This is a genomic window from Bradyrhizobium sp. 191, assembly GCF_023100985.1.
Lineage (GTDB): Bacteria > Pseudomonadota > Alphaproteobacteria > Rhizobiales > Xanthobacteraceae > Bradyrhizobium > Bradyrhizobium diversitatis.
The window spans coordinates 1,947,775-1,971,969 of the sequence record NZ_CP064692.1; the positions used below are offsets into that span (position 1 = coordinate 1,947,775).

20 protein-coding genes are annotated in these 24,195 nt (G+C 64.6%); 6 read left to right on the forward strand and 14 right to left on the reverse strand.

What is annotated here, in order from left to right; translation table 11 throughout:
- Positions 1-79: 79 nt before the first annotated feature.
- The 7 genes from IVB23_RS08940 to ltnD form a co-directional block, all read right to left on the reverse strand.
- On the reverse strand, positions 80-1,276 hold the full coding sequence (locus IVB23_RS08940) for an efflux RND transporter periplasmic adaptor subunit (RefSeq protein ID WP_247803260.1): 1,197 nt from the start codon (positions 1,274-1,276) through the stop codon (positions 80-82).
- On the reverse strand, positions 1,263-4,442 hold the full coding sequence (locus IVB23_RS08945; protein WP_247803261.1) for an efflux RND transporter permease subunit: 3,180 nt from the start codon (positions 4,440-4,442) through the stop codon (positions 1,263-1,265). The genes IVB23_RS08940 and IVB23_RS08945 overlap by 14 nt, the downstream gene beginning before the upstream one ends.
- Positions 4,443-4,611: 169 nt before the next feature.
- Positions 4,612-6,306: a PAS domain-containing methyl-accepting chemotaxis protein gene (locus IVB23_RS08950; RefSeq protein WP_247803262.1), complete on the reverse strand. Its 1,695-nt coding sequence runs from the start codon at positions 6,304-6,306 to the stop codon at positions 4,612-4,614.
- Between the two features lie 244 nt (positions 6,307-6,550).
- Positions 6,551-8,242 carry a methyl-accepting chemotaxis protein gene (locus IVB23_RS08955; protein ID WP_061878144.1) on the reverse strand — a complete coding sequence of 564 codons (1,692 nt, stop codon included), beginning with the start codon at positions 8,240-8,242 and terminating at the stop codon, positions 6,551-6,553.
- A 167-nt stretch (positions 8,243-8,409) separates the two neighbouring features.
- On the reverse strand, positions 8,410-9,681 hold the full coding sequence (gene otnK, locus IVB23_RS08960; protein ID WP_247803263.1) for a 3-oxo-tetronate kinase: 1,272 nt from the start codon (positions 9,679-9,681) through the stop codon (positions 8,410-8,412).
- A complete protein-coding gene (otnI, locus tag IVB23_RS08965; RefSeq protein WP_247803264.1) occupies positions 9,678-10,460 on the reverse strand; it encodes a 2-oxo-tetronate isomerase in 783 nt (260 codons plus the stop codon). The genes otnK and otnI overlap by 4 nt, the downstream gene beginning before the upstream one ends.
- A gap of 15 nt (positions 10,461-10,475) precedes the next feature.
- Entirely contained in the window at positions 10,476-11,390 is a 915-nt protein-coding gene (gene ltnD / locus IVB23_RS08970) for an L-threonate dehydrogenase (RefSeq protein ID WP_247803265.1), read from the reverse strand.
- A gap of 105 nt (positions 11,391-11,495) precedes the next feature.
- Here ltnD and IVB23_RS08975 point away from each other — a divergent pair, with 105 nt between their 5' ends.
- Both IVB23_RS08975 and IVB23_RS08980 read left to right on the forward strand, forming a co-directional pair.
- Positions 11,496-12,170, forward strand: a complete 675-nt coding sequence (locus IVB23_RS08975) for an aldolase (protein ID WP_247803266.1) — start codon at positions 11,496-11,498, stop codon at positions 12,168-12,170.
- Between the two features lie 53 nt (positions 12,171-12,223).
- Positions 12,224-12,559 (forward strand): hypothetical protein, encoded by a 336-nt coding sequence (locus tag IVB23_RS08980; RefSeq protein WP_197967098.1) that lies wholly within the window; start codon positions 12,224-12,226, stop codon positions 12,557-12,559.
- Here the strand turns inward: IVB23_RS08980 and IVB23_RS08985 are convergent.
- From IVB23_RS08985 to IVB23_RS09010, 6 genes are all read right to left on the reverse strand, one after another.
- A complete protein-coding gene (locus IVB23_RS08985) occupies positions 12,556-13,260 on the reverse strand; it encodes an ABC transporter ATP-binding protein (protein ID WP_158668161.1) in 705 nt (234 codons plus the stop codon). The genes IVB23_RS08980 and IVB23_RS08985 overlap by 4 nt on opposite strands.
- Positions 13,244-13,975 carry an ABC transporter ATP-binding protein gene (locus tag IVB23_RS08990; protein WP_194388663.1) on the reverse strand — a complete coding sequence of 244 codons (732 nt, stop codon included), beginning with the start codon at positions 13,973-13,975 and terminating at the stop codon, positions 13,244-13,246. The genes IVB23_RS08985 and IVB23_RS08990 overlap by 17 nt, the downstream gene beginning before the upstream one ends.
- On the reverse strand, positions 13,972-14,955 hold the full coding sequence (locus IVB23_RS08995) for a branched-chain amino acid ABC transporter permease (protein WP_247803267.1): 984 nt from the start codon (positions 14,953-14,955) through the stop codon (positions 13,972-13,974). The genes IVB23_RS08990 and IVB23_RS08995 overlap by 4 nt, the downstream gene beginning before the upstream one ends.
- On the reverse strand, positions 14,955-15,788 hold the full coding sequence (locus tag IVB23_RS09000) for a branched-chain amino acid ABC transporter permease (RefSeq protein WP_245524680.1): 834 nt from the start codon (positions 15,786-15,788) through the stop codon (positions 14,955-14,957). The genes IVB23_RS08995 and IVB23_RS09000 overlap by 1 nt, the downstream gene beginning before the upstream one ends.
- 196 nt (positions 15,789-15,984) lie before the next feature.
- On the reverse strand, positions 15,985-17,229 hold the full coding sequence (locus tag IVB23_RS09005; protein ID WP_247803268.1) for an ABC transporter substrate-binding protein: 1,245 nt from the start codon (positions 17,227-17,229) through the stop codon (positions 15,985-15,987).
- Between the two features lie 89 nt (positions 17,230-17,318).
- Entirely contained in the window at positions 17,319-18,134 is an 816-nt protein-coding gene (locus IVB23_RS09010; protein WP_247803269.1) for a putative hydro-lyase, read from the reverse strand.
- A gap of 120 nt (positions 18,135-18,254) precedes the next feature.
- Between IVB23_RS09010 and IVB23_RS09015 the strand changes: the two genes are divergently transcribed.
- From IVB23_RS09015 to IVB23_RS09030, 4 genes are all read left to right on the forward strand, one after another.
- On the forward strand, positions 18,255-19,172 hold the full coding sequence (locus IVB23_RS09015; RefSeq protein WP_061878154.1) for a LysR family transcriptional regulator: 918 nt from the start codon (positions 18,255-18,257) through the stop codon (positions 19,170-19,172).
- 120 nt (positions 19,173-19,292) lie between these two features.
- On the forward strand, positions 19,293-20,543 hold the full coding sequence (locus tag IVB23_RS09020; protein WP_247803270.1) for a Zn-dependent hydrolase: 1,251 nt from the start codon (positions 19,293-19,295) through the stop codon (positions 20,541-20,543).
- Positions 20,544-20,555: 12 nt separating this feature from the next.
- Positions 20,556-21,467, forward strand: coding sequence for an NAD(P)-dependent oxidoreductase (locus IVB23_RS09025; RefSeq protein ID WP_247803271.1), 912 nt, complete (start codon positions 20,556-20,558; stop codon positions 21,465-21,467).
- 11 nt (positions 21,468-21,478) lie between these two features.
- Complete coding sequence (locus IVB23_RS09030; protein ID WP_247803272.1) at positions 21,479-22,552, forward strand: malate/lactate/ureidoglycolate dehydrogenase; 1,074 nt, start codon at positions 21,479-21,481, stop codon at positions 22,550-22,552.
- A gap of 211 nt (positions 22,553-22,763) precedes the next feature.
- Here the strand turns inward: IVB23_RS09030 and IVB23_RS09035 are convergent, their stop codons facing one another.
- Complete coding sequence (locus tag IVB23_RS09035) at positions 22,764-24,182, reverse strand: IS4 family transposase (RefSeq protein ID WP_247803273.1); 1,419 nt, start codon at positions 24,180-24,182, stop codon at positions 22,764-22,766.
- Positions 24,183-24,195 lie beyond the last annotated feature (13 nt).

Consider the following 24,195-nt stretch of genomic DNA (forward strand, 5'->3'; position numbering starts at 1 on the left):
ACGGCACAGAAGAAGAGATGGGCCCCGGCTCAGCAGCGCATCATTGCATGCCGCGCTGCGTCCGGGGCACGAGACCGTCTCAGCTCTTCGGTGCCTGCTTCTCGGACGCCGTTGCCGGCTTGCCCTTGGCGCCGACGACGCGGACCGCATCGCCATCCGAGAGACCATCCGGCGGGGCGGTGATGACACGATCGTCCGGCGCGATGCCCGACGCGAGCTCGATTTCGCGGCCGAGATCGCGCGCGATCGTCACAGGCTTGAACAGCACCTTGTCGTCCGCACCGACCGTCGCCACACGCAGGCCGCTGCCGTTGAAGATCAGGGCGCTGGCGGGGATGCTGAGCGGCGCGGAGTCACGCTGGAGGCTGAGCTTCACGCTGGCATAGCCGCCGGGCATCAGCTCGCCTTTGGAATTGTCGAGCCCGAGCTGCATGCGCGTGGTGCCGGAAGCGACGTCGACGGCCTGCGAGGAAGCCTCCACCGTCGCCTGAAAAGTCCGGTTGGGATATTCCGGCAGCGTGATGATCGCCTTGGCCCCGATCTTGATCGCCGGCACGTAGTTCTGCGGCACGTTGACGTAGACGCGCAGCTTGGTGATGTCCGAGATCACGAACATCGCCGGGCCCGAGCCGCCGCCGGCATTGATCAGCGCGCCGACGTCGGTGTCGCGCGCGGTGACGACGCCGTCGAACGGCGCGGTGATCTTCTTGTAGCCGGCGAGCGCTTCCAGCCGCTCGACATTGGCCTGCCCCGAATTGACGGCGGCCTTCTTGTTGGAAAGGTCGGCAGTACGCTCGTCGATCTCCTGCGCGGAGACGAAGTTGGAGGCGACCAGCGTCTTGCGCCGGTTCAGCGTTGCCTCCGACAGCCTGGCGCTGGCCTGCTGACTGGCGAGGTCGGCGCGGGCTTGCAGCAGCTGCTGATCAAGGTCGGGCGCCTCGATCTCGGCAATCACCTGGCCGGCCTTGACGCGTGCGCCGATGTCGGCGCTCCACCTCGTCAGGTAGCCCGACACGCGCGCGAAGATCGGGGCGCGGTAGTAGGCTTCCAACCGGCCCGGCAGCTCGATGGTGGCATTGAGGTCCTTGGCATTGGGCAGCGTCACCGCCACGCTGGGGATGGCCTGGTCGTCGGTCCATTCTTTCAGCTTGGAGCCCTGCTCCTCGCGGGCTCTGATGCCGGTGCCCACGAAGAGGCCTGCCGCAATCAGCGCCACCACGCCGAAGATGCCCAGTTTCCGGTACGAGACCGGGGAGCGGGGTTCAGTGGGCGACATGCGGAGTCTCCAATGAGGCGGCGGCTTCGGCGCCTTGCTTCTTGTGAACCATGCTGAACACCACGGGAACAAACATCAGCGTGGCGAAGGTTGCAAAGATCAGGCCGCCGATCACGGCCCGGCCGAGCGGTGCATTCTGCTCGCCGCCCTCACCCAACCCGAGCGCCATCGGCGCCATGCCGATAATCATGGCGAGCGCGGTCATCAGCACCGGGCGGAACCGGACGAAACCGGCTTCGAGCGCGGCGGCGATGGGATCGCCGAGTTCCTCGTAGCGCTCGCGGGCAAAGGAGATCACGAGCACGCTGTTGGCGGTGGCAACCCCCATGCACATGATGGCGCCGGTGAGCGCCGGCACCGACAGCGTGGTCTCGGTCATGAACAGCATCCAGACGATGCCGGCGAGCGCGGCCGGCAACGCGGTGATGATCACGAACGGGTCGGACCAGGACTGGAAGTTCACGACGATCAGGAAGTAGATCAGCACGACGGCCCCGAGCAGGCCGAACAGCAGGCCGGTGAAGGCGCTGTTCATGGTCTGCACCTGGCCGAGCAGCACCACGGAAGAGCCCTTCGGCACATCCTTCGCGGTGTCGGCGATCAGCTGGCGGATGTCGGCGGCAACCGCGCCGAGATCGCGGCCCGAGGTCGTGGCAAAGATCTGCACCATGGACTGGATGTCGTATTGCGAGACCACGGCGCTCGAGGTCGAGCGCTTGATGTCGGCGATGCCGCCGAGGATCGGCGACTGCGCATTGCTGGCCGCGGTGATCGGCAGGGTCTGCAGCGCACTGAGCGAGTCGATCTGGTATTGCGGCGTCTGCATCACGATCGAATAGGACACGCCGTTGTCGGGATTGAGATAGTAAGTCGGCGCCACCTGCGAGGAGCCGGCGAGATTGACCACGAGGCTGTTGGTGACGTCGCGCTCGGTCAGGCCGACATATTGCGCGCGGGTGCGGTCGACATCGATGTTGAAGGTCGGGTTGTTCGGCGACTGCTGGATGCGCGCATCGGCAACGCCGGGAATCTTGCGGACCTTCGCCAGCAGGCTGTTGGCATAGGCGAAATTCGCGCTGACATTGGCGCCGCGGATTTGCAGGTCGATCGGCGCCGGCGCGCCGAAATTCAGGATCTGGCTGACGATGTCGGCCGGCAGGAACGCAAAGCTCACGCCTGGAAACAGCCGCGGCAACTGCTCGCGCAGCACGCGGACATGCTCTTCGGTCGGCTTGTGGCCTTCCTTCAGCTTGATCTGAATGTCGCCGTCCTGCGGGCCGATCACGCCGGTGTTGTTGTAGGTCATGTTGATGCCGGAGATCGGCATGCCGATGTTGTCGGTCATGGTGTCGATCTCGCCCGGGATCAGCTTGCGCACCGCCTTTTGGACATCGGCGAGCTGGTTCGCGGTCTCCTCGACTCGGGTGCCTACTTGCGTGCGGACATGCATCAGGATGTTGCCGGCATCGACGGATGGGAAGAAGTTGCGGCCGAGGAACGGCACCAGCGCGAAGGACGCGCCGACGATGCAGATGAACCCGATGACGAACACCGCCCGGTGCGCCAGCGCCAGGCCAAGGAGGCCGCGATAGCCACCACGGATGCGCTCGAACCGCGCCTCGAAACCGCGCTGGAACCAGACCAGCGGATTGCGCGACTTCGGCGGTCCATCCTCGTGATGGACGTGCGCCTGCAACAAATAGTTCGCCATAGTCGGCACCAGCGTGCGCGACAGGATGAACGACCAGATCATCGCGAACATCACGGCTTCCGCCATCGGCACGAACAGGAAGCGCGCGACGCCGGTCAGGAAGAACATCGGCACGAACACGATGCAGATGCACAGCAGCGAAACGAAGGCCGGCGTCACGATCTGGTTGGCGCCGTCGAGGATGGACTGCTCGACCGGCTTGCCCTGCTCCAGATGGTAGTTGATGTTCTCGATCGTGACCGTGGCATCGTCGACGAGGATGCCGACCGCGAGTGCGAGGCCGCCGAGCGTCATGATGTTCAGCGTCTCGCCGATCGCCGACAGCATGATGATGGCGCCCAGAACCGACAGCGGGATCGAGACCGCAATGATGATGGTCGAGCGCCAGCTGCCGAGGAACAGCAGGATCATGACGCTGGTGAGGAGCGCCGCGATCACGCCCTCGAACGCGACACCCTGGATCGCGCCGCGGACGAACACCGACTGATCACCGATGAAGCCGATCTTCAGTGCGTCGGGCAGCTGATCCTTGACGTCGATGACCTTCTGCTTGATGCCGGCGATGATATCGAGCGTCGATGTCGCGCCCGCCTTCAGCACCATCATTAGCACGGAGCGGTTGCCGTCGACATGAACGATGTTGGTCTGCGGCGGATTGCCGTCCCGCACGGTGGCGACGTCGCGCACATAGACCATGGCGCCGTTGACGGTCTTGATCGGCAGATTGCCGAGCTCGTCGATCCGGAGCGGCGAGTTGTTGAGCTGGATGTTGTACTCGAACTGGCCGATCTTCTGGGTTCCGACCGGTGTGATCAGGTTCTGGGCGGCCAGCGCATTGGCGACGTCCTGGCCGGAGAGGCCGCGGGCCTGGAGCGCGGTAGGATTGAGGTCGATCTGGACCTGGCGCTGCTTGCCGCCGAACGGATAGGGGATCGCCGCGCCCGGCACCGTGACCAACGGCGTACGAAGCTGGTTGATGCCGATGTCGGCGAGGTTCTGCTCGGTGAGGCCATCGCCCGACAGCGCTACCTGGAGGATCGGCACGGTGGACGCCGAGTAGTTCAGGATCAAGGGTGGCGTCGCGCCCGGCGGCATCTGCTTGAGCAGCGTCTGCGAGATCGCGGTGACCTGGGCGTTGGCGGTGCGGATGTCGACGTTGGGCTGGAAGAAGATCTTGATGATGCCAAAGCCGTTGTAGGAATTGGCGACGATATGCTCGATGTCGTTGACCGTGGTCGTCAGCGCGCGCTGGAACGGCGTGGTGATACGGCCGGACATCTGGTCCGGCGGCAGGCCTGTGTACTGCCAGACCACGCCGATGACGGGAATACGGATATCCGGGAAGATGTCGGTCGGGGTTCGCAGCGCCGCGAGCGGCCCGATAATCAGCAGCAGCAGCGCCAGTACCACGAACGTATAAGGCCGGCTCAGGGCAATACGGACCAGAGCAATCATGCGCCAGGCAATTCCAGGTCAAGCGAGGATATGGAATCCGCCCCCACGGCGATCCCCTTCCCCCTTTACCTGAGCACCGCCGGAAACGCTAATCCCCGCCGATTATCCCGCATTCACTTCCCTGCTACCGCACTGCGAAATCGACATCGCAGCTATGCGGCCGCGCGCCTCAGGCGGCGCGGACCGAGTTCAGGAACTTGCCGACCTCGAGCTTGAGGCGGTTGGAGTCGCGCGACAGCATCTGCGCCGCAGTCAGCACCTGCGACGACGCCGAGCCGGTTTCGGAGGCGCCGCGCTGGACGTCGCCGACATTGGACGACACCTGCTGCGTTCCTCTGGCCGCCTCCTGAACATTGCGGGCGATCTCCTGGGTTGCTGCGCCCTGCTGCTCCACGGCCGCGGCGATCGCCGAGGCGATCTCCGACAGACGCGCGATGGTGCCGCTGATCTCGCCGATGGCGCTGACGGAATCCTGCGTCGCCGCCTGGATGCCGCCGATCTGCTGGCCGATCTCGCCGGTGGCTTTGGCCGTCTGCTCGGCCAGCGCCTTGACCTCGGAGGCCACCACCGCGAAGCCGCGACCGGCCTCGCCCGCCCGCGCCGCCTCGATCGTGGCATTGAGCGCCAGCAGGTTGGTCTGGCCGGCAATCGCGTTGATCAGCTCGACGACGTCGCCGATCCGCGATGCGGCCCGCGACAATTCGCTAACACGTTCGGTGGTCGCGTGGGCCTGACTGACCGCCTCGCTCGCGATCCGGGAAGAATCCTGCACCTGCCGGCCGATCTCGCGCACCGAGGAGGACATCTCTTCGGCGGCCGAGGCCACCGAATGGACATTGGTCGACGCGGCTTCCGAGCCGGTTGCGACCGCCGTCGCCAATTCCTGCGCCCGGCCCGCGGTCGAGGACAGCGTCGAGGCCGAGGCCTCGAGCTCGGTCGCCGCCGACGACACGGTCTCGACGATCTCGCCGATCGCTGCCTCGAAGCCGTTGGCGAGCTTGGTCATGTCGGCCTTGCGTTGCGCCTCGGCGCGGCGCTGCACCGCCTGCACCTCGTCGCGACTGAAGCGGATGATGGTTTGCACGGTCTGAAGGTTGCGCAGCGCCTCGCCGATCTCGTCGTCGCGCTCGATCACGATGCGGTTGTCGAACTTGTCCTGCACGAGGTTGATCAAGGTGTCATTGAGCTGCCGCATCGGCCCCTGGATCGCTCGCATGGTTGCAAGGCCGGCGAAGCCGACGGTGGCAGCGCCGACGACAGCCAGCAGCGACAGGATCAGACCGGCCGAACCGCCGGTGGAGAGGGCTCCGCCGATGCCGAGTGCAAGCATGAACAGCGCCTGGAGCACCATCGTCGTGACCAGGCGGGCCCTCAGCGTCCCGGTGAAGATGCTGAAGCGGTCGAGCAGCGAGCGGCGACGGATGATACCGGCGTCGATGCGATAGCCGTGCGGCTTCTTCTCACGAATTGCAGCGTAGACCTCCTCGGCGAGCTTGCGCTGGTCGGCCGGCAGCCTGGTGCGGATCGAGGTATAGCCCTTGACCTGACCGTTCTCGCGGATCGGTGAGGCCGTCGCCAGCACCCAGTAGAAGTCACCGTTCTTGCGGCGGTTTTTCACTGCGCCGAGCCAGGGTTTGCCGGCCTTCAGCGTGTCCCAGAGATTGTCGAACGCCTCCGGCGGCATGTCGGGGTGGCGGACGATGTTGTGCGGCTGGCCCATGAGTTCCGCCGACGTGAAGCCGGCAGCGGCAATGAAATCCTCATTGAAGTAGGTGAGCTTGCCCTTGAGATCGGTTCGCGAAACGATCAGCGTCTCGTCACTGACGGGATATTCGACGGCCGTGACCGGAAAATTCTTGCGCATCGGATTCCCCAAAAAGATCGGTTCAGTGTGAAATCATTCCAATGGGAACCTCGCCCCTTGCTGGGCTGCCCTCGCCCAACATTCGTGAATCCGGTTTAACCATCCATGAAACGGCGCGCCCGTAAGATTACTGGGAAAGCCTCGGACGCCTCCTTCAAACGACATCATGCTACCGAAAAAAATGAGCGGCGCTTTCGGCGCCGCTCATGGGTTTGATGGATGGGTTTGATGGATGGACCGCGGTTTACGCCGCGCGGACGTTGGTCAGGAACTTGCTGACCTCGGTCTTGAGCCGGTTCGAATCGTTCGACAGCATCTGAGCCGCCGACAGCACCTGGGAGGAGGCCGTGCCGGTCTCGGTCGCGCCGCGCTGCACGTCGGTGATGTTCGACGACACCTGCTGCGTGCCCTGCGCCGCCTGCTGCACGTTGCGGGCGATCTCCTGGGTCGCGGCCCCCTGCTCTTCCACCGCGGCAGCAATCGCGGAGGAGATCTCCGACAGACGCTCGATGGTCGAGGAGATCTCCTTGATGGCGCCGACCGAGTCGTTGGTCGCGGCCTGGATGCCGGAAATCTGCTGGCCGATCTCGCCGGTCGCCTTCGCGGTCTGCTCGGCGAGCGCCTTCACCTCGGAAGCGACCACGGCGAAACCACGGCCGGCTTCGCCCGCGCGCGCCGCCTCGATTGTGGCATTCAGGGCCAGGAGGTTGGTCTGGCCGGCGATGGTGTTGATCAGCTCGACGACGTCGCCGATGCGCGCGGCGGCCTTGGAGAGCTCGCTGACGCGCTCGGTGGTGGCGCGCGCCTGGCCGACGGCATCGCCCGCCATCCGCGCCGATTCCTGCACCTGGCGGCTGATCTCGCCGACCGACGAAGCCATCTCTTCGGTCGCCGAAGCGACCGATTGCACGTTGGTCGAGGCTTCCTCCGAAGCGCCGGCCACCGTGGTTGCCAGCCGCTGCGAGCGGTCCGCGGTCGTAGTCAGCGTCGAGGCGGAGGCTTCGAGTTGAGTCGAGGCCGACGACACGGTCTGAACGATCTCGCCGATCATCGTTTCGAATTCGCGGGTGATATTGTCGACACGGCGGCCGCGCTCGATCTTGGCTTCGGCGTCCGCCGCGGCGGCTTCGTCGGCGGCCTTCTTGGCGATCAGCGCCTCCTTGAAGATCTGGAGCACGTCGGCCATGGCGCCGATCTCGGTCTTCTCGCCGCGGTGGGGGACCTCTGCGGAAAGGTTGCCCTTGCCCAGCGCCTGCATCGGTTCGATGATCGAGTTGATGCCGCTGGAGACGTCTCGGACGAGATAGAAGCTGAGCCCAAGGCCGATCACGACAGCGGCGCCGAGAATGACCGAGACCAGCATGAAGGCATAGGCGTAACTGTCGGCAGCATCCTGAGCGGCCCGATCGCCGCCCTTGGTGTTGAGCTCGATGTCCTTGTTCAGGACCTCGTCGGCCTGGAGCCCGATCTTGTTGACGGTCTTGGAGTTGAGCTCCTGCGCCTCGCGCGGGAGCTTGCCGGCCTCCTTGCGCGACAACGCCATGACCTCCTCGGTGCCCTTCTTGTAGTCATCCCAGAGCTTGGACCATTGGCTGTAAAGCGCCCGCTCTTCCGGGGAGGTGATCATCGGCTCGTACTTGGCGCGCACCTTGGCGAGCGCTTCGGTCACGGTGGCTGCGGTCTTCTCCGTCGCGAGCTTGTCGTCCAGCGACTCGGCAAGCATGTGCTGGCGAACCACGTTGCGGTAGGTGATGACGCTGGCACGCAAATCCCCGATTGTCCGCACGCTAGGCATCCAATTCGTGGTGATGTCCACGGTGCTGGCGTTGATCGATCGCATCTTCATGACGGCAAGCAGGCCCATGCCGGCCATCGCAACCAGCAGGAATGCCACGACACTGATGATCTTGGTGCGGATGGAGAGTTTGGCGAACATAATCGGGTCTCGCTGTATTGGCGCCGGCGCGCGTCGGAATTCTACGAATCAACCAAAGGGAGCAGCGCCGACATCCAACACCAGAGCACTTGTGCAGATGTTAACGACGGCTCCATGCGAGCACGGAGCCCGAAAGAAATGAACAGGCAGCTAAAAATGCTCTGCGCTCAGCGCATGAGCCTAAGTGCGTCGGAGAAAAACTCTGCTCCGCCGAAATTTCCGGACTTCAGAGCGAGCAGCATGTCGCTTTCGGCACCCACCGCGCGCAGCACCGGAACGCCTGCGGCAATTTCCACTCCCACGAGAAACCCGGGAATCTTCAACCGATCGACAACGGCCCCGGACGTCTCGCCGCCGGCAACTATCAGTCGCCGGACGCCCGATTTTACGAGGCTCTCTGCAATATCGGCCATCGCCTGCTCGATGGCATGGCCTGCAGCGTCGCGACCGTGGCGTGCCTGCAACGCGGCGACCTGATCCGGTGTCGAGCTCGATGCGATCAGCACTGGACCCTCGGCCAGTCGCGGTGCTGCCCAGCCCAGCGCGCGCTGCACTTCGTCTGCCCCCACAATGATACGGTCCGGATCGAGATGAAACACCGGCATGATGCGTTCGGCATTGGCGATCTGCTGAAGCGTCGCCTGCGAGCAACTCCCGGCAAGGCAGGCCGCCAGCCCGCCGACCGGAGCGCCTGCATCACTGGTTGCCGCTGCCTTGACCCCTCCAGTCGATACCAGAGCCCGTGCGAGCCCAAGGCCGATGCCCGAGGCGCCGACCGACAGCCGATGCTCGGCGGCGACGAGACCGATGGTTTCGAGGTCGCGGTCGAAGACGGCGTCGATGATCGCGGCGCCGATGCCTTTGCCCGCGAGTTCGGCCAATCGCGCCCGCACGGCCTCCGTGCCGCGTGCGACGGTGGCGAGGTCGACGAGACCGGTCTGCGTCCCGCTTTGACGCGCGAGCACACGCACCAGGTTGGAATCGTGCATCGGGTTGAGCGGGTGATCTTTCAGCGGGCTCTCGTTGAGCGGCACGGCACCGACGAACAGGTTGCCCTGGTAGACGGTGCGGCCGGTCTCGGGGAACGCCGGTGTCACCAGCACGACGGCTTCGCCGCAATCGGCCCGCAACGCGTCCATCACCGGGCCGATATTGCCGGCGTCGGTGGAATCGAAGGTCGAGCAGATCTTGAACAGCACGTGGCGCGCGCCACGGCCACGCAGCCACGTCTCCGCCGCGCGCGAGCGCGACACCGCGAGGCCGGCCTCGATCGAGCGGCTCTTCAGCGACACCACGACGGCATCGACTTCGGGCAGCGCGAGATCGTCGGCGGGCACGCCGATGGTCTGCACGGTGCGCAGGTCCGCGCGCGTCAGCGTGTTGGCGAGATCGGAGGCGCCGGTGTAATCGTCGGCGATGCAGCCCAACGCAAGTGTCACGACTTCACTCCAGCGTAAGGCTTGAACCAGGTGAGCCCATCGGTGGTCTTGCCGCGCGGATTGTACTCGCAGCCGACGAAGCCGGCATAACCGAGCCGGTCGAGCTCGTCGAACAGGAACGGATAGTTCAGCTCCTCGCCATCGGGCTCGTTGCGCGAGGGGATGCTGGCGATCTGGATGTGGCCGACGATCGGCATCATCTCGCGCAAGCGCATGGTGACGTCGCCGTGGATGATCTGGCAGTGATAGATATCGAACTGGAGCTTCAGGTTCGGAAGCCGCAATTCCTGGATCAGGTCGCGCGCGAAGCCGAAATCGTTGAGGAAGTAGCCGGGCACATTGCGCGCATTGATCGGCTCGATCACGACGTCAATACCGTGCGGAGCGAAGAATTCCGCGGCCCAGGCCACCGACTTGTAGAACGCCTCGATTGCCACGCGTTCGCCGCGATTGGCGATGCCGGCCATCAGGTGCAGGCGCTTGACGCCGGTCGCCCTGGCATAAGGCAGCGCCGTCTCCAGGCTCGCCTTGAGATCGTTGAACCGCGAGGGCAGCGCCGCAAAGCCCTTCTCGCCGGCGTTCCAGTCGCCCGGCGGCAGGTTGAACAGCGCCTGGGTCAGACCATTGCGCTGGAGCCGCTCGCCGATCGCTTCCGCCGGATGCTCGTAGGGAAAGAGAAACTCGACGGCGGTGAAGCCGGCCTGCGCTGCGGCGTCGAAGCGGTCGAGGAACGGCACCTCGGTGAACATCATCGAGAGATTAGCGGCGAAACGGGGCATTGGAGTTCCTCTTGCTTATTTGTCGCCGGGCAGCTTGACGCCGGTGACCTGCGCATACATGCGCGCCACTGAGGCATCATCGTCGCGGCCCATGCCGGCGGCCGACGTCATCACGAACATCTGGAGCGCGGCGGCGGAAACCGGCACAGGGAAGCGGGCGGTGCGTGCCATGTCCTGAATGATGCCGAGGTCCTTGACGAAGATCTCGACCGCGCTGCGCGGCGTGTAATCGCCGTCGAGCACGTGCGGCATGCGATTCTCGAACATCCAGGAATTGCCGGCGGACGCCGTGATCACCTCGTAGACCTTGCGGATGTTGAGGCCCTGCTTGGCCGCGAACGCCATGGCTTCGCTGGCGGCGGCGATGTGCACGCCGGCGAGCAATTGGTTGATCATCTTGAACGCAGCGCCCTGCCCGGCGGCATCGCCGAGCTCGTAGAGCTTTGCGGCCATGGCATCGAGCGCGGGCCGCGCCTTCGCAAAAGCGGCGGGACTGCCGGAGGCGAGGATCGTCAGCTCGCCTTGCGCGGCGCGCTGCGCCCCGCCGGAGATCGGCGCATCCAGATAATGCCGGCCGCTCTCCTCGAGCTGCTTGGCAAGGCGCCGCGCCACGTCCGGGTCCATGGTGGCGGAGGATACGAAGACGCTGTCGTTCGGCATGGTCTCGGCGGCCCCATCCTTGCCGAACAGGATCGCCTCCGTCTGCGCGGCATTGACGACAACGCTGACGACGATATCGGCCTCCCTGGCCGCTTCGGCCGGAGTCCTTGCCCCCGCGCCGCCATCGTTCACGAAGCGCGCCACCGCGTCAGCCGAGACATCGCAGCCGGTCACGGTGTGGCCGGCGCGCTTCAGCGAGCTCGCCATGCCGTATCCCATCGAGCCGAGGCCGACGACGGCGATGCGCTGATTTGGTGACGTAGAGGACATGCAACTGACCCTTGCGAACGTTTCCCGGATGGTCCGCCTTTGCGGCGGCTCAGCGAAACCGATATCACGGCTTGGCCGCGCTGCCAAAGCGTGAGACAAGCAGGCATGACGGCCATGAGCAACGAAACATTGCTGCGTGAGGATATCTGCCGCTTCGGACGCTCCCTGTTCGAGCGCGGGCTGACGCCGGGCTCCTCCGGCAATATCAGCGTCAAGTTGGACGATGGCGGCTGGCTGGTGACGCCGACCAACGCCTCGCTCGGCTTTCTTGATCCCGCAAAGCTGTCGCGGCTGGACGATCAGGGCCGGCTGCTGTCGGGCGACGCGCCGACCAAGGAAGTTCCGCTGCACAATGCGCTCTACGAGACGCGTGGGAGTGCGCGGGCGATCGTGCACCTGCACTCGACCCATTCGGTCGCGCTGTCGATGCTGCCCGAGATCGACCCGCGCGCCGCGCTGCCGCCGATGACGGCCTACTACCTGATGAAATGCGGCGCCACCGCGCTCGTGCCCTATTACCGCCCGGGCGATCCCGCGGTTGCGGATGCGATCAAGGGACTGGCGGGAAAATATTCATCCGTGCTGCTCGCCAATCACGGCCCGGTGGTTGCGGGCGACACGCTGGAGGCCGCCGTGTTCGCGACCGAGGAGCTGGAGGAGACGGCGAAGCTGTACCTGTTGCTGCGCGGGATGAACCCGCGGTACTTGTCACCGGAGCAGGTGAACGATCTGGTGAAGGTGTTTGGGGTGACGCTGCCGGAGCACCACGATCACGAGTAGGCACGATGCAAAGCAACCATGCTCACTTCAAGTCAGAGAGGAAGTTTTCCTTGATGAGCTACGCGGCCAGCCATGGGCCACTGCTGCTCAGGAGTGGCAAGACGGACAATTACCCTACTCGGCTCGACGTGCTGATCCTCGACGTGCGTGCGATGGAGATTCGATCTTGGTTCGAGGGGATCGAAATTAGGCAAGTTGACCATGGCTACCTGCAGGGTTTCCCGAGCAATCCCATCGATCTGCTCGAGCAAGGCCTCAACGTCTACGCGCTTTCGGGACGAGGATGGAAAGGCTTCATTCTGGGAGGCAGACTCCTTGTCCACGAAGACGAGGCAGACTTGATGGCTCCGAGCGCATTGTTGCCTAATTTGATCTCTGACTCGGCTTAGAGCCCCAGATACGCCTTCCGCACGTCCGGATTGCCCTTGATTTCGCTTGCGGCGCCCTGCATCAACACGCGGCCGGTTTGCAGGATGTAGGCGCGGTCGGCGATCTCCAGGCACTCGGCCATACGCTGCTCGACGATCAGCACGGTCATGCCGGCGTCGCGGATGCGCTTCACCGCCTGGAAGATCTCGTCCACGAGCTTCGGCATGATGCCCTGCGACGGCTCGTCCAGCATCAGAAGCCGCGGACGTGTCATCAGCGCGCGGCCGATCGCGAGCATTTGCTGCTCGCCGCCGGAGAGCGTCTCGGCGCGCTGCTCCAAACGTTCCTGAAGACGCGGGAACAGCTTGAAGACGAGATCGAGCGGCTCTTCGCGGTTGGCTTCGCCACGGTAGAGGTAGCTGCCGAGGCGAAGATTGTCGCGCACCGACAGCCGTGGAAACAGGCGGCGGTTTTCCGGCACATAGGCGATGCCCGCGGCGGTGATGTGGTGCTGCGCCATGCCGTCGATGCGCTTGCCGTCGAACGTCACCGTGCCCGAGCGCGGACGCTCGGCACCGGCGATGGATTTCAGCAGCGTCGACTTGCCCGCGCCGTTGGCCCCGGCGACGCAGACGATCTCGCCCTTCTGGACCTCGATCGAGACCGCGGAGATCGCGACCAGGCCCTGATAGGCCGTCGTGACTTCACGCACCGACAGCATGACGATCTCCCAGATATGCGCTGATCACCTTGGGATCGCGGACGACGTCGGCGGGCTTGCCCTCGACCAGCACCTTGCCGAGGTCGAGCACGATGGCACGGTCGACCAAGGGCATCACGATCTCCATGACATGCTCGACCATCAAGACGGTGATGCCGGCATCGCGCACCTTGCGCACCAAGGCAACGCCGGTCTGCGCCTCGGTCGGCGTGAGCCCGGTGAGGACTTCGTCGAGCAGCAGCAGCTTCGGTTCGGTCGCGAGCGCACGGGCAACTTCGAGACGGCGCTTCTCGGCCGGCACGAGGTCGCTGGCGAGCACGTCGGCGCGCGCGGCAAGACCGGTGAACTCCAGCACCTCGTGCGCCTTGCGGCGCGCCTCGCGCATCACGGTGTTGCGTACGAGCGCACCGACGATGACGTTGTCGATGACCGTCATGGTCTCGAAGCTCTTGACGACCTGGAAGGTCCGGCCGATCCCGCGCTGACAGCGCTCGGCCGCCGGCATGCGGGTGACATCCTCGCCGTCGAATAGAATCGAGCCTTGGGTCGGCGGCAGCACGCCCGCGATGAGATTGAACAGGGTCGACTTGCCGGCGCCGTTCGGGCCGATCAGGCCGACGATCTCGCCGCGGCCGACCGAGATCGACACGTCGCTGTTGGCGATGAGGCCGCCAAAGCGCTGCCAGACGCCGCGGGTTTCAAGGAGCGCCGTCATCGCGTTGCTCCCTTTGCTTTCGAACGGGAGAACAGACTCACCAGACCTTGCGGCAGGGCCAGCGAGATCAGCACGATCAGCGTGCCGTAGACGATGAGATCGACGCCGCGCCCGGAGCCGCCGATATAGGAGCGGGTCAGCTCCGTCATCGGGATCAGGATGGCGGCCCCCAACACCGGGCCCCAGAGGGTGCCGATGCCGCCGAGCACGGCCGGCAACGCCATCAGCAGCGAGAACTGGAAGCCCATGACACTTTCAGGATCGATATAGGCGAGAAACTGCGCGTAGAAGGCACCGCCGATGGCGACGAGGAAGGCCGAGACGGCGGCCGCGCCCATCTTGGAATTGAACACGACGACGCCGAGGCTTTCGGCCGCTTCGGGATTGTCCTTCACCGCGCGCCACCAGAAGCCCCATTTGGAATCTCCCAGCCACCAGGTGACGAACCAGGCGAGGCAGCACAGGCCCAGCGCGAAATAGAAATACGGCAGCTTGGTGCGCAGGAACTGGAATTTCAGCCAGCTGTCGCCGCGGATCGGAATGGTGATGCCCATCGCGGCTCCCGCCCATTCCCAGTTCTGGAACAGGAGCAGACCGATCTCGGCGATGACGATGGTCGCGATCACGAAGTAATGGCCGCGCAGGCGGAAGAAGGGATAGCCGAGCCCCATCGCGATCAACGCAGCAATCACGCCGCCGCCGAGCATGCCGAACCAGGGCAGCACGCCGAACTTGGTGAACAGCAGCTCGGTGGTGTAGGCGCCGATGCCGAAATAGAGCGCGTGTCCGAGCGAGATCTGTCCGCAATAGCCGGACAGGATGTTCCAGCTCTGCGACAGCGCTGCGTACATCAGCGTCAGGATCAGGATGTTCTGGACGTAGACGTCCTTGACGAACAGCGGCGCCAGTGCGGCGATCCCGGCCAGTCCTGCGGCGATGATGAGGTCGCGGCGGCGCCGCGTTGCAAAGTTCTTGTCCATCACATCGACCCGAACAGGCCGCGTGGCCGGATGAAGACGACGAGCAGATAGACGGCGTAGATGCCGACCGATTTCAGCGACGGCGGCAGCACCAAGGCCGTGACCGCCTCGACGAGACCGACGATGATGCCGCCGGCGAAGGCCCCGAACACGCTGCCGAAGCCGCCCAGCGCCACCGTGACATAGGCGATCAGCGCGAAGGACGCGCCGACATCGGGATAGATGTAGAAGAACACCGCCATGATCGCGCCGGCGAGACCGACCAGCGCAGCGCCGAGGCCCCAGCCGAACGCGAACACGCGGTTCTTGTCGATGCCGACGAGAGCCACCGCACCGGGATCTTCGCGGGTGGCTTCGATCGCGCGGCCGAAATCGGTGCGGTGGATGAAGAAGTAGAGACCGGCGAAGGCCGCAATCGACACCAGCGCACCGACCAGCTGCGGCTCCGGCAGGAAGATGCCGCCGATCGAGATGGTCTTGCCGCCGAGCCAGGACTGCGGAATGCTGCGATAGTCCGGCGTGAAGAAGTATTGCGCGAGGCCGCGCATGACGATGGCAAGGCCGAAGGTGGTGAAGATCTGCACCATGCCGGCATTGGCCTTGGCCCGCATGGCGAAGCGTACAATGAGCAGGTAGATCACCGCTCCGAAAACGAACAGCGCCGCGGCGACCAAGGGCGCCGACAGCAAGGGGTCGATGGCGAAGAACGCGAACAGAAAAAAGGACAGGTACATCGCGAGCATCAGGAACTCGCCATGGGCGAAGTTCGTGACGTCCATCAGGCCGAAGATCAGCGCGAGGCCGACCGCGATCAGTCCGTAGAGCAGGCCCATGAGGAGGCCGCTCGCGAGACTTTGGATTATGGCTTGGGCTGTCAAAAGTCTGTCCCCCGAAATAGATCCTCATCCTGAGGAGCGCGCACCAGCGCGCGTCTCGAAGGATGGCCCAGCCCTCGTCCTTCGAGACGCGGGCTACGCCCGCTCCTCAGGATGAGGGCGGGAGCTACATCTGAGCTCCCGCTTCCCACTCTTACTTCATCGGCCAGATCGCCTCGGCGATCGCGGCCTGCGGCGGGAAGATGGTGACGAACTTGCCGCCGACATATTGCAGCAGCACCGGGTCGGCGTCGTTGTTTTGGCCCATCTCGTCGAACTTGACGCGCTTCCAGGGCATGATGGTCTGATCGCCCGGGATGTCGGTCGCGGCAAGCGCGTCGCGGATCTTCTCGCCGTCGGTCGACTTGGCGCGGTTGATGGCGTCGGCGAGAATGATCAGGCCCATGAACTGGCGCGAGGTGAGATCGTTGAAATCCTTGCCCGACTTCGCCTTGAACATGTCGTTGATCTTGCCGACCATCGGACGCTTCTGCGCGAGGTCGAGCGAGAAGGTGCCGCGCGAGATCACGCCTTCGAGCTTGTCGCCGACGGCATCATAGAGCGCCTTCTCGGAGAAGCCGGCGTCCTGCGCCACGATCGCATTCGGCTTGTAGCCAAGCTCGGCCATGGTCTTGACCAGGAGAATGCCGTCGGTGGTGTAGCTCGACGGCATCAGCACGTCGGCATTGGCGGTCTTGAGCTGCTGCACCTCGGCCGAGAGCGAGGGCGAGTTGGCGCGATACTTGATGTCGGTGACGATCTTGTAGCCGCGCTCGCCGGCGATCTTGGTCTGGGCATTGCCGGAGTCGGTGCCGAAGATAGTGTCCTCGTGGAACAGCGACAGCGTCTCGATCTTGGTGCCCTTCTTCTTCATGGCATCGAAGAAGTCGAACATCGCGGCCGAGTACATCTCGTCATGCGGCGCGGCGCGGAAGTAATATTTCAGGCCGCGGCGATGCAAGCTGGGCGAGGAATTGTCGGCGGACACGAACGGGACCTGATAGCGTTCGCAGATCTGGCTGACGGTGACGGCGACGGCGCTCTGGTAGGTGCCGATGATGGCACAGACCTTCTCCTGCGTGATCAGGCGCTCGGCCTCGGCGCGGCCCTTCTGCGGATCGGCCTGGTGATCGGCGAACACGAGACGGATCTTCGCGCCGCCGAGGCCCGGCAGGCCTTCGCCTTTCGCCAGCGGCAGGTCGAAAGCGGTGTCCCTGTTGATGACTTCGAGCGCAGTCTCATAGGCTTTCTGCGCGTCGACGCCCTGCTGCGCGCTGCCGCCGGAGAACGGATAGATCACGCCGATCACGACTTCCGAGGTCTGTGCACGCGCTGCCAGCGGCACGAGAGCGGCAGTGGCGGTGGCTCCCAACAACACGTCGCGGCGAGTGATCGTCATGGCAAAGTCCCCTGTTACTGAATTTCGGCTGATCGAATGAAGCGATTGATGGATGCGGTAAAGCCTGAAGAAGCAGCAGGCGCTGCCTACTAAATCACGGCCATGTTTCTGTTCTTCAGATCCGTCACCAGCATGAGGCCGGGCGAATGCGTGATCGCGAACGGGAGTTTCGCGGCGTTGATCACCGATTGCGGCGTCACCCCGCAGGCCCAGAACACCGGAATCTCGTCGGCGGCGACCGGTACCGGATCGCCGTAGTCGGGCTTGGCAATGTCCTTGATGCCGATCAGATGCGGATGGCCGAGATGCACGGGTGCGCCGTGCACGGCGGGATAGCGCGAGGTGATCTGCACCGCGCGGATCGCATCGGCCGGCTTGAACGGGCGCATCGACACGACCATCGGACCGGCGAACGGCCCGGCCTCGCCGCAGGCGATGTTGGTGCGGTACATCGGCACGCGCACGTTCTTTTCGATGTGGCGGATCGGCATGCCCTCCTCGAGCAGCGCCTCCTCGAACGAGAACGAGCAGCCGAGCACGAAGGTGACGAGGTCGTCGCGCCAATAGCTCTTCACGTCGGTCGGCTCGTCCACGACCTCGCCGTCGCGCCAGACGCGGTAGCCCGGCACGTCGGTGCGGATGTCGAGATCGGCGCCGAGGGACGGGATGTGCGGGCTGCCGACGTCGGACATGCCGATGATCGGGCACGGCTTGGGATTGAGCTGGCAGAAACGGTGAAAGGCGCCGGCATAGTCCGCCGGCAGGATCGCCAGATTGCCCTGGACAAACCCCGGAGCGACGCCGGCGGTGGAGGCGACCAGCCCCTCGCGATAGGCGAGCCGGGCCTTGCGGCTCGGAAGGGCGTCGGGCGTTTCAGTTTGCTGCGCTGCCACCAAAACAGTCATGTGATCGACCTGCCTATAAACTCGACAAAGACAAGCCAACACCAAGCGTGCTATAAAGTCTAATCGTCGTTTCTAATCAATATCGATAAATCCAATTTATCGATCGGGAACATCCTTCCAATGCTGGACTTCAGGTCGATCGAGACGTTCCTCTGGGTTGTGAAGCTCGGCAGCTTCCGTGGCGCCGCACAGCGGCTCAACACCACCCAGCCGGCGATCTCGCAGCGCATTGCACAGCTCGAGCGCGAGATGGGCGTGAAGCTCCTGAATCGCGATCATCGCATCGCCTCGCCGACACCGAGCGGCCGGCAGATGATGGTCTACGCCGAAAAGCTGATCGGTCTGCGTGCCGCGATGATGGCGGAGATCGGCGACCGGTCGGCGATGCGCGGCGTGATGCGCCTCGGTGTCGCCGAGACCATCGTGCACACCTGGCTGCCTCGTCTCGTGAAAAGCGTGAACCAGGTCTATCCGAACCTGTCGCTGGAGATCGAGGTCGACATCACGCCGAACCTCACCGCGCGCCTGCTCGCGCAGGAAATCGAGCTCGCCTTCGTCGTCGGGCCGTTGTCCGCCTCCGGTGTGCACAACCGTGTGCTCGCCGATTATCCGATCGGATTCCTCGCAAGTCCCTCGCTCGGGCTCGGCAAGGGGCCGGTGACGCCGGCGGAGCTCGCGCGGTTTCCGATCATCACCTTCCCGCGCAAGACCAAGCCTTACGAGGTCGTGCGCGAGGTGTTCGACCGGCCGGAGCTGCCGCCGATCCGCCTGCATGCCTCTGCCTCGCTGGCGACCGTCATCCACATGGCGGTCGAGGGACTCGGCATCGCCGTGATCCCCGACGCCATCGTCGAGAACGAGCTCGCCGACGGACGGCTGCAACTGCTCGACACCGATCTCGCCATCGCGCCGCTGACCTTCACGGCGAGCTGGCTCGCCTCGCCCGACGTCGTCGCCGTGGAGCGCGTCGCCGAGCTGGCAAGGCAGATTGCGCAGAGCAGCCTCGCGGTTGACGCGCCCGCGCAGGCGCGTCATTGAAAAAGCGCCGGACAACCTTCAACGTCATTCCGGGATGGTGCGCAGCACCAGACCCGGAATCTCGAGATTCCGGGTTCGGCTCTTCGAGCGCCCCGGAATGACAACTGAGAGACTGACCGCATGAGCCGAGCCGCCACCAATCTGCAAATCGATTCTGCCCGCCTCTGGGGCTCCATCCACGAGACCGCACAGTTCGGCGCGACCGCCAAGGGCGGCGTGCGGCGGCTGACACTGAGCCCGGAAGACAAGCAGGTGCGCGACTGGTTCCGCAAGGCCTGCGAGGATGCTGGACTGGACGTCCACGTCGACGCGCTCGGATCACAGTTCGGCCTGCGCAAGGGCCGCGACATGTCGAAGCTGCCCGTCGGCATCGGCTCGCATCTCGATACCCAGCCGACCGGCGGCAAATATGACGGCATCCTGGGGACGCTCGGCGCGCTGGAGGTGATCCGGACGCTGAACGACGCCGGCATCGAGACCGAGGCTCCGATCTGCGTCGTCAACTGGACCAACGAGGAAGGCTCGCGCTTCGCACCTGCGATGATGGCCTCCGCCGCCTATGTCGGCGACTTCACCACCGACGACATTCTGTCGCGCAAAGACGCCGAAGGCATCACCGTCGGTCAGGCGCTCGACGGCATCGGCTATCGCGGCGACAAGCCGGTCGGCTTCCAGAAGCTCGGATGCTTCGTCGAACTGCACATCGAGCAGGGTCCCATTCTGGAAGCGGAAGCCAAGACCATCGGCGTGGTCGATTCCGGCCAGGGCGTGCTCTGGTATGACGGCAAGATTTCCGGGTTCGAGAGCCATGCGGGCTCCACGCCGATGCCGCTGCGGCGCGATGCGCTGGCGACCTTGTCCGAAATCGTGCTGGCGATGGAGTCGATTGCGAAGAAGCACGGACCGAACGCCGTCGGCACCATCGGCGAGGCCATGATCGCCAATCCCTCGCGTAACGTCATTCCCGGCGAGATCGCCTTCACCATGGACTGCCGCAGTGCCGATGGCGCCATCATGGATGCGCTCGACCGCGACCTGCGCGCCGCCATTGCCGAGATCGCCGCGCGACGCAAGGTCGAGGTCAAGATCGATCTCGTCTGGCGCAAGCCGCCGACGCATTTCGATCCGAAGCTGATCGCGGCGGTCGAGAACGCCGCGAAGACGCTGGGCTACTCCTCTCGCCGCATCACCTCCGGCGCGGGCCACGACGCCTGCAACCTCAACACCGTCATGCCGGCGGCAATGGTGTTCGTCCCCTGCAAGGACGGCATCAGCCACAACGAGCTGGAGGACGCCACGCAGACCGACTGCGCTGCTGGCGCCAACGTGCTCATGCACACCGTGCTGGCGATTGCCGGCGTCGCGTCCTGATCGGAGAGAGCCATGCGCGGAGTTTTCGTCGACGCCAATGAGGCCCTCGCCGTGATCATGGAGCGGCTGGAGAAACCCGGCGATCCCAAGGTGCGGATCCACAGGGACCCCGACATCAAGCCCGAGCAATACCCGGAAATCCTCGACGGCGCCGAGATCGCGATCGTGGACCACACCGCGCTTCCCACCGAAGTGGCGAGGAAATGCACGGGGCTGAAGCACGTCGTGTTCCTCGGCACCGGCGCGCGCAGCTACATGAACCCGGAGGAGCTCGCCGAGCTCGGCATCTCCGTGCATCTGATCAAGGGATATGGCGACACGGCAGTGGCCGAATGCGCGATCGCACTGATGTGGGCCTCCGCCCGCGTCATCGCGATGATGGACCGCGAGATGCGGGCCGGCAACTGGCTGCGCGAGGACGGCATGCAGCTCACCGGCAAGACGCTCGGCCTGATTGGGTTCGGCGGCATTGCCGCCGAGGTCGCGCGCATCGCCACGGGAAGCGGCATGAAGGTGATCGCCTGGAACCGCTCGCCGAAGAGCTATCCCTGTGTCGAATTCACCGATCTCGATACGGTGCTGGCGAAGAGCGACGTCGTGTCGCTGCATCTGCTGCTCAACGACGAAACCCGCGGCATGATCACGCGCGACAAGATCTTCGCGATGAAACGTGGTGTCATCCTCGTCAACACTGCCCGCGCTGCGATCGTCGACGAAGCCGCCATGATCGACGCGCTGAAGTCCGGCCACATCCGCCATGCCGGCCTCGACGTTTTCAACACGGAGCCGCTGCCCGGCGATCATCCGCTGACGAAACTGCCGAACGTGACGCTGTCGGCGCATTCGGCCTTCCGCACGCCGGAGGCGAGCGAGAACCTGATTGAAGCGGCCTGGGTCCACTGCCGCCGGATCGTGAAGGGATAAGAGCAACAACAATGGCCGACTATCGCACCATCAGGGCTGAGCCGCTCACCAACGTCGTCCGCGCCATCGTCAAGGCCGGCGGCTCCTCGGACCGCGAGGCCGAGCTCGTCTCGACCAACCTTGTCGAGGCCAATCTCAAGGGACACGATTCGCACGGCGTCGGCATGATCCCGCGCTATGTCCAGAGCGTCACCAATGGCGGCCTCGCCGTGAACCAGCACGTCAAGATCGTGCTCGACACCGGTCCGCTTCTCACCCTCGACGGCCTCACGGGCTATGGCCAGGTGATCGGCCATGAAGCGATGGAGCTGGCGGCCGAGCGCGCCAAGCGCAACGGCGTGTGCCTCGTCGGCCTTTCCAACGCGCATCACATCGGCCGCATCGGTCACTGGGCCGAGCAGTGCATCGACCATGGGCTGGTCTCGATCCATTTCGTCAACGTGATCTCGCGGCCGATCGTGGCGCCCTGGGGCGGCAGCGATGCTCGCCACGGCACCAACCCGTTCTGCGTCGGCATCCCGCGCAGGGGCAAGGAGCCGATCGTGCTCGACTTCGCCACCAGCAGGATCGCACAAGGCAAGACCCGCGTGGCCCACAACAAGGGCGTCGAGCTCGAGCCCGGTACCATCATCGACAATGAAGGCAAACCCACCGTCAATCCGCGCTACACCGTGATCCCGCCGTACGGCGCCATCCTGCCGTTCGGCGAGCATAAGGGCTCGGGGCTCGCGCTGGTGTGCGAAATCCTCGGCGGCGCGCTCTCAGGCGGGCAGGTGGTCAAGGGCCCGTCCGACGGCAAGCACAACGTCCTCAACGGCATGCTCTCGATCGTCATCGACCCGGGCAAGCTCGGCACCGGCGAGAACCTCGCGCGCGAAGTCGAGAGCTTCGTGGCCTGGCACACGGCCTCGCCGCCCGGCCCCGGCGTTGACAAGGTCAAGATCGCGGGCGAGCCAGAGCGCGAGACCAAGAAGAAGCGCCTCGCCGAAGGCATTCCGGTCGACCCGACCACCTGGCAGGAGATTCTCGAGGCCGGGAAGAAGTTCGGACTGGACCAGGCGGCGATCGAGAAGATCGTGGGCTGAACCGCTCGGCGCGCAATGCGCTCCTTCCTTCTCCCCTTGTGGGAGAAGGTGGCGCGACCTTCGGCCGCCGTTATTTACAACGCCGAAGCGAAGCTTCGGCTATGGCGCCGGATGAGGGGTTGCTTCGGCAAACTCACATGTGAAGGTGCTCGCGGAGAGACACCCCTCACCCGTCTCGCCGCTGTGCGGCGAGCCACCCTCTCCCACAAAGCTAAGGCGTGCACATATCTCGGAGCCTCCAACCGGCTGACATTTGCTTGAAGCGGTGCCACCCTCTGCGCATAGTGATGGGACCTGGTGGCCGCTCCGAGGCGTAGCCGGTCCATCCTCCGAGGCGAGCGATGATCCATGCGAGCCATGCGACAGAGTGCTTGGAGTGAGGGTTCTTTTGCTTGTCAGTCCTGCCTTCGAGCTGGACCTGCAAGATTTCGAGGATCGGCAGTTGGTCCGGAGGCACCACGTCGGTGGCGGGGCGGTCGACCGTGCCATCACGGGCGAGGACGAGCTGCATGATCTTGGTAGCTGCCGTCATCGCGATGGCAGCGAGCTTGAACAATGCCTCAGCCGCCTCGACTTGGCTGCTCTCGATGTCGAGGCCTTGGCTTTTACTGGTGCGGAACAACTGCTCGATGTGCCAGCGCTGACGGTACCAATCAACGATCTGCAGCGCCTGCTTCACGGTCGTCACCGTATGAGTGGTGAGAAGGCGCCAGTGGATCGACTCCCCGATAACGGGATCCAGTTCCTTCACTTCAACCAAGCGCAACGTCAATTGACGCGCAGCTTTCCGGTCGCTGCAGTTGGCCGGGCGCTTGATGGTCACCCCGCCAAAGCGCAGTGCGATCTTGGCCGTTCGTGCCGCACGGCCGGGCTGTGCCCGAACCTCCAAGTCGAAGCTATGCTGGACCGGCCAACTTTCGGCAATATCAAACAGCTTTCCGCCGCCCACCAGGGCGCGATCGCGACAGGCACGTGTAAGCAAATGGGTCCGTGCGTCAGGAATCCGGTCAAATTCCTCGTAAATGTCGCTCTCACGGTCGCCAACCACCGTGACCATCGCCGCAGCAGCAAGCGCACTCTTGGCGTCGGCCGCGCTCTTTATCCAACGATAGGACTCCTTCTCTTCGATTGGCTGGCTCTGGTAATCGGGCGACGCAGGCCCCTGGCGCGTCCAAATCTGCATCCCAGCGAGCCCGAGCAAGGCTCCGCTCCCGGCGTCAACGGCCAACACCGGATGCACAAACAGGCCTGGGTCAATCCCGTTCCCGGAAGGGCCAAGGCCGCGGACCCGGCCCGCATGCCTCGCGTAGTTCAGTTCCGTCGTGTCCTGGATCGCAAGCACATGCAGGCCTGCACACTGCTTCGACAGCACCTCTGCGCCATGCCCGACGATCTCGTCCACCGTTACGCTCGGATTGTTCAGCCACCGGCTGAAGCCGACCCATTCGGCGCGGCCATCGGCCGCTGCTCGCAGATTCATCGTCACGCGTTCGACGGCGCGCCGCAACAACAGCGCCCCTTTTTGGCCAGTCGAACGTCTCCAAAACGGCCGACCGACCAATCCATTCCTGCCTTCAATGCGGTTATCCTTCTTAACCGCATTACAAAGAATCAGACTCGATTCACTCAAGGCAAGAAAATTC